Source organism: Sphaerotilus sp. (genome assembly GCF_013299175.1).
Lineage (GTDB): Bacteria > Pseudomonadota > Gammaproteobacteria > Burkholderiales > Burkholderiaceae_C > Sphaerotilus.
Genome location: NZ_JAAFKF010000010.1, coordinates 49367 through 56185, shown reverse-complemented (window position 1 = coordinate 56185; position 6819 = coordinate 49367). Strand labels below are relative to the sequence as shown.

Sequence of the window (6819 nt, the reverse complement as noted above, 5' to 3'; positions counted from 1 at the left end):
GTGGACGTGAGTTCCGGCGTTGAAGTCGGCAAGGGTGTCAAGGACGCCGTGCTGATGCGCCAATTCTGCGAAGCCGTCCGCGAAGCCGACGCCCGACGGGCCGACGCCGACAGCGGATACTGAATTTCCCGAGAGTCACGATGTTTACCTACGACCAACCCGATGCCCGTGGGCATTTCGGGGTCTACGGCGGCAGCTTTGTCGCTGAAACCCTCAGCCATGCGCTCGACGAATTGCGCGGGGCCTATGAGCACTACCGCCACGACCCGCAGTTCATCGCCGAATTCCGCCGCGAACTGAAGCATTTTGTCGGCCGCCCCAGCCCGGTCTACCACGCCGACCGCATGAGCCGCGAGATGGGCGGCGCGCAGATCTACCTCAAGCGCGAGGACTTGAACCACACCGGCGCGCACAAGGTCAACAACACCATCGGCCAGGCCCTGCTCGCCAAGCGCATGGGCAAGCCGCGCGTGATCGCCGAAACCGGCGCTGGCCAGCATGGCGTGGCGACCGCGACGATCTGTGCGCGCTACGGCATGGAGTGCGTGGTCTACATGGGTTCGGAGGACGTGAAGCGCCAAAGCCCGAACGTGTACCGGATGCACCTGCTCGGCGCCCGTGTGGTGCCGGTCGAGTCGGGCAGCAAGACGCTGAAGGACGCACTCAACGAGGCGATGCGCGACTGGGTGACGAACGTCGAGAACACGTTCTACATCATCGGCACGGTGGCGGGCCCGCACCCGTATCCGGCGATGGTGCGCGATTTCCAGAGCGTCATCGGTACCGAATGCCTGACGCAAATGCCGGACATGATCGCCGAGCTGGGCGGTCCTGCGGGTCGGCAGCCGGACGCGGTGGTCGCCTGCGTGGGCGGCGGCAGCAACGCCATGGGCATTTTCTACCCCTACATTCCGCACGAGGGCACGCGCCTGATCGGCGTCGAGGCGGCGGGCGAGGGCATGGACACGGGCAAGCACTCGGCCTCGCTGCAACTGGGCAAGCCCGGCGTGCTGCACGGCAACCGCACCTACATCCTGCAGGACGCCAACGGCCAGATCACCGAGACGCACTCCGTGTCGGCGGGTCTGGACTACCCCGGCGTCGGCCCGGAACATGCGTATCTGAAGGACATCGGTCGCGCCGAGTACGTCGGCATCACGGACAAGGAAGCCCTGGAGGCGTTCCACTACCTCTGCCGCACCGAGGGCATCATCCCGGCGCTGGAGTCGAGCCACGTATCATCCAGTTGATCGAGAACGAGCCGCGCGAGCGGGTGGTGCCGGTGGCCGCCGGTTTCCTCCGCGAGATCCGCGCAGCCTTGGACACGCTCCAGACCACCCCCGCAACCGCCCCAGGAGAACGCGCATGAGTTGGCTCGACAAGCTGCTGCCCCCCAAGATCCAGCAGACCAAACCCAGCGAACGCCGCACGGTGCCGGAAGGCTTGTGGGTCAAGTGCGCGTCCTGCGAGACGGTGCTCTACAAGACCGACCTGGAGGGCAACCTCAATGTCTGTCCGAAGTGTGGTCACCACCACCGCATCGATGCCCGTGCCCGCCTGAACGGTTTCCTCGACGACGAAGGCCGCTACGAGATCGGCCAGGAAGTCCTGCCGGTCGATGCGCTGAAGTTCAAGGACAGCAAGAAATACCCCGAGCGCCTCAAGGAAGCGATGGAGTCCACCGGGGAGACCGATGCGCTGGTGGTCATGGGCGGCTCGGTGCTGAGCATTCCGCTGGTCGTCGCGGCCTTCGAGTTCGACTTCATGGGCGGCTCGATGGGTTCCGTGGTCGGGGAACGCTTCGTGCGCGGGGTCGAGACGGCGATCGAGCAGAAAGTGCCGTTTGTCTGCTTCACCGCCACGGGTGGGGCGCGCATGCAGGAAGGGCTGCTCTCGCTGATGCAGATGGCCAAGACCAATGCGTCGCTGACCCGCCTCGGCAAGGCGAAGCTGCCCTACATCAGCGTGCTGACCGACCCGACGATGGGCGGTGTCTCGGCCGGGTTCGCCTTCGTGGGCGATGTGGTCATTGCCGAACCCAAGGCGCTGATCGGTTTCGCCGGCCCGCGCGTGATCGAGAACACCGTGCGCGAGAAGCTGCCGGAGGGCTTCCAGCGGTCGGAGTTCCTGATCGAGAAAGGCGCGCTGGACATGATCGTGGACCGCCGCGAGCTGCGCCAGACCGTCGCCCGCCTGCTGGCGATGCTGCAGCGGCAGAGCGCCGACGCGGTGTCCTGAGCCCACCTGCCACGCTCCGTGCTCCTGGGGGCGTCGCAAGACGCCCCTTCGGTTTTTCAACGTCGATGTGACCGCCATGCCCCACACCCTGTCCGACTGGCTCGCCCACTGCGAGCGTCTGCACCCCGTGACCATCGAACTCGGCCTCGACCGGGTGCAGCGCGTGCGCGAGCGGATGGGCCTGCAGTTCGATGTGCCGGTGTTCACCGTGGCGGGCACCAACGGCAAAGGCTCGACCTGCGCCATGCTCGAAGCCATCCTGCTGCAGGGCGGCTACCGCACGGCGGTCTACGGCTCGCCGCACCTGGTGCATTTCGAGGAGCGCCTGCGCCTGAACGGCGACGTGGTGCAGGCCGAGGTGCTGCTGCCGCATTTCGCTGCGGTCGAGGCGGCGCGGGGTGACGAGTCACTGACGTATTTCGAGTTCACGACGCTGGCCATCCTGCACTGCATGGCCGCGCAGCCGCTGGATGTGGTGGTCCTCGAAGTCGGCCTGGGCGGGCGGCTGGATGCGGTGAACATCATCGATGCCGACTGCGCCATCCTCACCAGCATCGACCTCGACCACATGGACTACCTCGGTCCCGACCGCGAGTCGATCGGCCGCGAAAAGGCCGGGATCATGCGGGCCGGCCGACCGGTGGTCGTGTCCGACCCGGTGCCGCCGCGCAGTGTCATCGAACACGCCGAAGCGTTGGGCGCGGACCTGTGGCTGTTCGGCCGCGACTTCAACTATTCGGGCGACCGCCAGCAGTGGGGCTGGAGCGGGCGCGGACGGCGCTACAACGCAATGGCCTACCCGGCGCTGCGCGGCGCGAACCAACTGCTCAACGCCTCGGGCGTGCTGGCCGCGCTGGATGCCATGCGCCCGCGGTTGTCGGTGCCGGCGCAGGCGGTGCGCAACGGGCTGGCGCTGGTCGAATTGCCGGGGCGCTTCCAGGTGGTTCCCGGACAGCCCACGCTGGTGCTCGATGTCGCCCACAACCCGCATGCCTCGGCCGTGCTGGCGCAGAACCTCGACCAGATGGGCTACTTCCCGCGCACCCACGCCGTGCTCGGCGCGATGGCGGACAAGGACATCGCCGGGCTGGTCGGGCCGCTGCTGTCGCTGGTCGATGTGTGGCACCTGTGCGATCTGCCCACGCCCCGCGCGGCCACCGCCGAAGGGCTGCGAGCGGCCATCGCAGCGGCGCGTGCGGCCCGGCCCAGCGGTTCTGCGCCGCTGCCGGCACCGGTGCTGCACTGCAACAGCGACCCGCAGGCGGCATTGGGCGCGGCGCTCAAGGGGGCGGACCCCACTGATAGAATCGTCGTTTTCGGATCTTTCCATACCGTCGGCGGTGTCTTGCAACACGGACTGCCACGCCTGGGCGCCGCACACGTCGGCTGACACGCCCGCTTTCGCCATCCCCACCACCCCGAGCAACGCGGCCTGACGGCTGAACCAGATGGGCTTGTTTTCCTTCCTCCAGCGCAAGAAGACCCCGGCTCCCGAGGCCCGCAAGCGCACGCCGCCGCCCCAGGATCCCGTGACCGTCGAGACGCTGCGCACCCGTGCCCGCCGGCGGCTGATCGGCGCGGCGGTGCTGGTGGGCGGGGCGGTGCTGGGGTTGCCTGCGCTCTTCGACAAGCCACCGCGTCCCGCGGACCAGTCCTTCCAGGTCCGTCTGGCCGGTGGCGAGGGTGCGGCGGCGGTGTCGGTCAAGGCGCCCACGGCGGTGGGGCAGGCGGGTTCCGCGGCGCCGACCGCCTCGGGCCGGCCGTCGGGATCGGTGGTGGCTCTGGCGACGACCGGGGCGGTCGTGGCGGCGGCAGCAGTGTTGCCGGGCACGGCCCGCAAGCCACCGGCCGACGAGGCCATCATCACCGAATCCAAGGCCGACCCGAAGGCCGAGGCGATGGCACGGGCGGCGGCCGCCAAGCTGAAAGCCGACAAGGCCCGCGCCGAGAAACTGAAGGCCGAGAAGGCGCGCCAGGCAGAGCAGGCCCGCGAAGCCGACAGGGCTGACAAGGCGCGCGAGGTGCGGTTGGCGGCCAAGAAAGCCAAGGACGCCAAAGAGGCGCAGGACGCCCGTGCGTCCGCCCGCAAGGACAAGGACGCCCGCGATGCCAAGGCGGCCAAGCTGGCGAAGGCCAAGGCCAATGCCGATGACGAGAGCGACAAGCCCCGCCGTTACGTCATCCAGTCCGGCTCGTTCGCCGAAGCGGCGGCCGCCCGTGACCTGGGCCGCCGCATCGGCAAGATCGGGCTGGATTCGCATGAACAGCACGTCGAGACCGCCGCCGGTTCGGCCCGGACGCGGGTGCGTCTGGGACCGTTCAATTCCAAGGAAGAAGCCTTGCGTGCCGCTGCGAAGCTCAAGGCGGCCGGGCTGAACGCTGCGGTGCTGCCGCTCTGAGGCCGGACCATGCTCGCCGACCTCGGGTGGATCGATCTGGCGATGTTGGCGGTGCTGGCGCTGTCGGTGGTCGCGGGGATGTTGCGCGGTCTGGTCAGCGAGGTGATGTCGCTCGGGGGCTGGGTGGTGGCGTGGCTGCTGTCGCAGGCGTGGGCGCTGGACGTGGCCGCGGCCTTGCACATCGGCGAGCCAGGGGGCCAGATCGCCCGCCTGTCCGGGCTGGTGATCACCTTCGTCGCGACGCTGCTCGCGTGGCGCGTGCTGACCTGGCTGCTGCAGCAGGTGATCCACGCGACGCCGCTGGCACCGCTCGATCGCTTGCTGGGCGCAGCGTTTGGCGTGCTGCGCGGCGGGCTGATCCTGCTGGTGGCGGTGATGATGCTGGGCCTGACGCCGATGGCGCGCCAGCCGTCCTGGCAGGCGTCGGACGGGGTGCGCTGGCTGACGGCTGCTCAGGCGGTGCTGGCCCCATGGCTGCCCGGCGACTGGCGGCCACTGCCGAGCGCGGCACCCGAGCCGGAACCGAGCCCCTCGGCACCAGGCTGAGCTGCAACGAAGACACGCAAGACACGCAATACACGCAGCACAAACGGGGATGACCGCGCCATCCGGCCCGGTGTCCGTTGGGAATTTCTTGAAAAGATGGAGTGAGCGATGTGTGGCATCGTCGGTGTGATTTCCAAGTCACCAGTGAACCAGTTGATCTATGACGCGCTGCTCTTGCTGCAGCACCGGGGCCAGGACGCGGCCGGCATCGTCACCGCCGTGGGCACCAAGTTCTTCATGCACAAGGCCCGCGGCATGGTGCGCGACGTGTTCCGCACCCGCAACATGCGCGCGCTGCCCGGCACGCTTGGCCTCGGTCAAGTCCGCTACCCGACCGCCGGCAACGCCTACAGCGAGGAGGAGGCGCAGCCCTTCTACGTCAATGCGCCGTTTGGCGTGGTGCTGGTCCACAACGGCAACATCACCAACGCCCACGCGCTGAAGACCGAGCTGATCGACATCGACCGCCGCCACCTCAACACCGAGAGCGACACCGAGGTGCTGATCAATGTCTTCGCGCACGAGCTGCAGGCAGCGGCGCAGGATCTGCCCCTCACGCCCGTGGAAGTGTTCAAGGCGGTCAGCGCGGTGCACCGCCGCGTCAAGGGTTCCTACGCCGTGGTGGCGCTGATCGCCGGCTACGGACTGGTGGCGTTCCGCGATCCGAACGGCATCCGCCCGCTGTGCCTCGGTTCAGCAGAAGCCTCCGGCAAGGGCACGGAGTGGATGGTGGCCAGCGAGTCGGTCGCCCTCGAAGGCAACGGCTACCACCTCGTGCGCGACGTGGCGCCGGGCGAGGCGCTGTTCATCACCCTGGAGGGTGCGCTGCACAGCCAGCAGTGCGCGGTGTCGCCGTCGCTGCACCCGTGCGTGTTCGAGTTCGTGTACCTGGCGCGCCCGGACTCGGTCATCGACGGCATCTCGGTCTACCACGCCCGCCTCAACATGGGCGAGACACTGGCGCAGCGGGTCGTCAGCACGATGCCGCCGTCCGACATCGACGTGGTGATCCCGATTCCCGAGTCGAGCCGGCCCTCGGCGATGCAGCTCGCGCAGCGCCTGGGCAAGCCCTACCGCGAAGGCTTCGTCAAGAACCGCTACGTCGGCCGCACCTTCATCATGCCGGGCCAGGCCACGCGCAAGAAGAGCGTGCGCCAGAAGCTCAACGCGATCGGCATGGAGTTCAAGGGCCGCAACGTGCTGCTGGTGGACGACTCGATCGTGCGCGGCACCACCTCGCGCGAGATCGTGCAGATGGCCCGCGAGGCCGGCGCGAACAAGGTCTACATGGCCTCGGCGGCGCCGCCGGTGCGCTACCCGAACGTCTACGGCATCGACATGCCGACCTCGGCCGAGCTGATCGCCCATGGCCGCACGATGGACGAGATCCGCGACTACATCGGCTGCGATGCGCTGATCTACCAGGACGTGGACGCGATGAAGCGCGCGGTGTCGTCGCTGAATCCGTCGCTGGCGGGGCTGGAGGCGTCCTGCTTCGATGGGCACTACATCACTGGCGACGTGAGTCCGGCCGATTTCGAGGCGATGAAGACCCAGCGCGCCAGCCAACCGCAGGAAGAGGAGGGCGCGGCGGCCGACCGCTCCCGCCTGGCCCTGCCGAACCGGGGGGATTGAC

General features: G+C 68.4%; 7 protein-coding genes. All 7 read left to right on the top strand.

The features are described from left to right. On the top strand, nucleotides 1–123 hold a 123-nt coding region (trpF, locus tag QZW52_RS03445; RefSeq protein ID WP_473964386.1), incomplete at its 5' end, for a phosphoribosylanthranilate isomerase. 17 nt (nucleotides 124–140) lie between these two features. Then, on the top strand, nucleotides 141–1250 hold the full coding sequence (gene trpB, locus QZW52_RS03440; RefSeq protein ID WP_293995298.1) for a tryptophan synthase subunit beta: 1110 nt from the start codon (nucleotides 141–143) through the stop codon (nucleotides 1248–1250). Between the two features lie 115 nt (nucleotides 1251–1365). Further along, on the top strand, nucleotides 1366–2238 hold the full coding sequence (accD, locus tag QZW52_RS03430; RefSeq protein WP_293995296.1) for an acetyl-CoA carboxylase, carboxyltransferase subunit beta: 873 nt from the start codon (nucleotides 1366–1368) through the stop codon (nucleotides 2236–2238). A gap of 76 nt (nucleotides 2239–2314) precedes the next feature. Then, nucleotides 2315–3628 (top strand): bifunctional tetrahydrofolate synthase/dihydrofolate synthase, encoded by a 1314-nt coding sequence (gene folC, locus QZW52_RS03425; RefSeq protein ID WP_293995293.1) that lies wholly within the window; start codon nucleotides 2315–2317, stop codon nucleotides 3626–3628. Between the two features lie 58 nt (nucleotides 3629–3686). Then, nucleotides 3687–4637: an SPOR domain-containing protein gene (locus tag QZW52_RS03420; protein WP_293995290.1), complete on the top strand. Its 951-nt coding sequence runs from the start codon at nucleotides 3687–3689 to the stop codon at nucleotides 4635–4637. Between the two features lie 9 nt (nucleotides 4638–4646). Next, nucleotides 4647–5183, top strand: coding sequence for a CvpA family protein (locus QZW52_RS03415; RefSeq protein WP_293995288.1), 537 nt, complete (start codon nucleotides 4647–4649; stop codon nucleotides 5181–5183). Nucleotides 5184–5291: 108 nt separating this feature from the next. Continuing rightward, entirely contained in the window at nucleotides 5292–6818 is a 1527-nt protein-coding gene (gene purF / locus QZW52_RS03410; protein ID WP_293995285.1) for an amidophosphoribosyltransferase, read from the top strand. Nucleotide 6819: the final 1 nt, after the last annotated feature.

Coding starts and splice junctions, on each gene's coding strand:
- trpB (WP_293995298.1), top strand. CDS start 141: ATGTTTACCTACGACCAACCCGATGCCCGTGGGCATTTCGGGGTCTAC.
- accD (WP_293995296.1), top strand. CDS start 1,366: ATGAGTTGGCTCGACAAGCTGCTGCCCCCCAAGATCCAGCAGACCAAA.
- folC (WP_293995293.1), top strand. CDS start 2,315: ATGCCCCACACCCTGTCCGACTGGCTCGCCCACTGCGAGCGTCTGCAC.
- QZW52_RS03420 (WP_293995290.1), top strand. CDS start 3,687: ATGGGCTTGTTTTCCTTCCTCCAGCGCAAGAAGACCCCGGCTCCCGAG.
- QZW52_RS03415 (WP_293995288.1), top strand. CDS start 4,647: ATGCTCGCCGACCTCGGGTGGATCGATCTGGCGATGTTGGCGGTGCTG.
- purF (WP_293995285.1), top strand. CDS start 5,292: ATGTGTGGCATCGTCGGTGTGATTTCCAAGTCACCAGTGAACCAGTTG.